The organism is uncultured Cetobacterium sp., assembly GCF_947039425.1.
Taxonomy (GTDB): domain Bacteria; phylum Fusobacteriota; class Fusobacteriia; order Fusobacteriales; family Fusobacteriaceae; genus Cetobacterium_A.
Genome location: NZ_CAMQYW010000217.1, coordinates 1 through 3392 on the forward strand (window position 1 = coordinate 1; position 3392 = coordinate 3392).

Genomic DNA, 3392 nt, shown 5'->3' on the forward strand with positions numbered 1-3392 from the left:
ATTGCATACATTATTAAACAACTTAAAAATCCTATAACTGTTGCTTTTCCAACCTCTTTTTGAGAACGAGCTCTACTTGAAATTACAACAGCCCCCTCTATTCCTATAAATACCCATAGTGTTATAAGCATTGTACTTTTTACTTGTGGAAATATTCCTCCTAAATCTTTATCTAAAAGACTAGGTATAACATCTTTTCCCCAAAAATTTGTAGTAAAAACTTCAAAATCAAATTTAAATAAAAGTACTAATATAAATATAAATAATGGAATTAGTTTACCTACAACTCCAATATTATTAATAAATGTTGCTTGCTTTACTCCTGCCATTACAGCAAAATACATTCCCCAAATTACAATTGACCCACAAATTATAGATAATAAATTATTTCCCCCTTTAAAATGTGGATAAAAAAAGTAATTAAATGAATCCATTAGTAATATTGCATAACCTACATTGGCGAATACATTACATATCCAATATCCCCATGCAACTTGAAACCCCATAAATTTACCAAATCCCAACTCTCCATATCCATAAATACCTGATGTTACTTCTGGTCTAATATTTGATAAAATACTAAAAGTTTTTGCTATAAACCACATTCCTATTCCAGTTACAACCCAAGCTATAATAATTGCTCCTGCTGAAGCTGCTGATGCCATATTTTCAGGTAAATTATATACTCCCCCTCCAATCATAGCACTCACTACTAATCCTGCAAGGGTTATCACTCCCAACTTTTTATCTTCCATGACTACCTCCTTTGACTTTAAAATAAAAAAGAGAGAAAGATTTTACTCTCTCTCTCTTTGTTCTTTTTTTTTTTTTGTTTTCCTACTATTTTGTTATAATAATATTTTTATTTCTTCTGTTCCCACTACCTCTTTATTTGTATTAATTTTATTTAAATAATCTTTTTTTATACTTCTAGGCAGATTATTACAATACACTTGAATATCAGATTTATTTCCTTTCTCATCACTTATAATTTTTATATTTTCAACTATTTTGTAGTTATCTATTATTTTTATAAATTCGCTTTTTATATTATCCATATCATTTATAATTAAATTATAATTATCTAAATTTTCTATTTTTTCATTTCCAAAATAAATATAAAAATCATATCCATCTTCATACTTGTAAGAACTTTTTATCTCTCTATCTTTTATAATATAATTTTCTTTAGTTACTATTAATACTTTTCTTCCAATAGTATTATAATACAAAGAGATTGTTTTTATTATTGTCTTTATTCCTCTTCCCTTTTCCATTACAACATTTAACTTTTCGTTAGATTTAAATATTTTAGATAAAACTTTTTTTTGAATACTATTATAAGGTAAATCTCCTATAAGAAATTGTTTTATATCTTTAAAAATATTTCCCTTTTCAAATGATAATGTTTTAAACTCATTATTTTTTTCTATTTCTATAAATACATTATAATTTTCATCTTTTTTCTCTATTTTCATAGTTTTTATATTGAAATCATAATTGTAATATAATTTTAATTTTTTTAATAACTCCTTCGTTTGAAAATCTAAAAATCCAATTTTATTTCTTCCAATATATATATTCATATCTTCATCTTCATTATTAAATCCTATTTTTTCACTTTCTAAATTACGTCTTGTATAAAATACAGATTTTATTGGAAACTTTATATTTTTTAAAATTTCATATTCACTTTCACTTGCAGATTCTTTTGATTCCTTAACATCTTCAATAAATATTTTATATTGATATTTATCTTTATATGTTTCCATTTTTAATTTAAAAGCAATGTCTATTCTATCAATTCCACTCATTTTCTCTATAATCTCACTACTATTAAACCAAACAGCATTTTTTATCTCTGTTCCATTCTTTATAATATTAAACATAGTGTGTGTTTTATCTTTTCCAATTGCTCTAAAATTTGAAAAACTACAATCTTTCATCACAAATAATGGCGAAGCATTTCCAAATCCATAAGGTTCTAATAGAGACAATTTATCCATCATATCATATGATATTTTCATCATTGACAACTCACAATCAACTTTTATAGGTTTTTTCTTATCATTTTCATCTAATTTTAATTTAGCATAATTATTTATACTTTCTATAAAACCCTCTATTTTATCTATTTCAATTGAAAATCCTGCTGCTCCTGCATGACCTCCATATTTTACAAAATAATCTTCCATGGATTTTAAAGCTTCAATCATATTAAAAAATTCTGTACTTCTACACGAGGCAGTTGCTATGCCCTCTTCTGGCTTTATCTCCATAATAATTGTAGGTTTATAATATTTATCTAATATTTTAGAAGCAACTATTCCTATTACTCCATGATGAAATTTTTCCTCTGCTACAACAATAACTTGATCTTTATCTAATTCTTTTTTTTCTATAACTATTTCGGCTTTTTCTAATATTTCACTTTGAATCTCTTTTCTTTCACTATTTTTTCCAATTAAATCAAATATTAAATTTGTACATTTAACATGATCATCACTTACAAAAAGTTCCACAGCCATTTTAGCATCTTCTAATCTTCCTGCTGCATTAAAAATTGGAGCTATTATAAAGCCAACATCATAAGTGTCAAACTTTTTATCCATTGGATTCTCATATAAGTTTTTTAATAACATATTTAATCCTAACCATTTACTACTTTTAAGTAATTCTAATCCTCTTTTTACTAAAATTCTATTTTGCCCTTTTAATGGAACTATATCTGCTATTGTTCCAATTGCAACAATATCTAAATATTTATATATTTCTGTTTTTCTATCTAAAGTTATATATATTCCAAACATTAACATATAAGCAATTCCAACTCCTGCAAAATATTTATAATCTATTTCATTATCCTCTCTCTTAGGATTGATTACAGAATGAGCTTTAGGCATCTCATTGTTTATCTCATGATGATCTGTTATTATTACATCTAATCCTAATTCATTTGCATAATCAATCTCATCTCTAGAAGATATTCCACAGTCAACTGTTATAACTAAATCTCCACCTTGATCTTTTATATATTTCAAAGCATTTTTATTTAAGCCATACCCCTCATCTCTTAAAGGAATATAATATTCTACATTTATTCCTATCTCTTTTAGTGCTAAAAAACAAAGAGATGTTGACGTTATCCCATCTACATCATAGTCACCATAAATCCATATTTTTTCATTGTTATTTTTAGCTAATAGAACTCTTTCAACAGCTTTTCTCATATCCTTCATTTTAAAAGGGTCTATTAAATTTTCCAAAGTACCATTTATAAAAATATCAATTTCTTCATTGTTTTCTATTCCTCTATTATATAAAATTTGAACAATATCACTATCTAAATTAATATTATCTTTTTTTATTTTTTCAGCTCTATATATCCATTT

At 25.2% G+C, this 3392-nt stretch carries 2 protein-coding genes; both read right to left on the reverse strand.

What is annotated here, in order from left to right; genetic code table 11:
* On the reverse strand, window positions 1-755 hold a 755-nt coding region (locus Q0V09_RS09420), incomplete at its 3' end, for an amino acid permease (RefSeq protein ID WP_297488868.1).
* Between the two features lie 93 nt (window positions 756-848).
* Window positions 849-3392, reverse strand: a 2544-nt coding sequence (recJ, locus tag Q0V09_RS09425; protein ID WP_297488871.1) for a single-stranded-DNA-specific exonuclease RecJ, incomplete at its 5' end; no start/stop codon positions are given.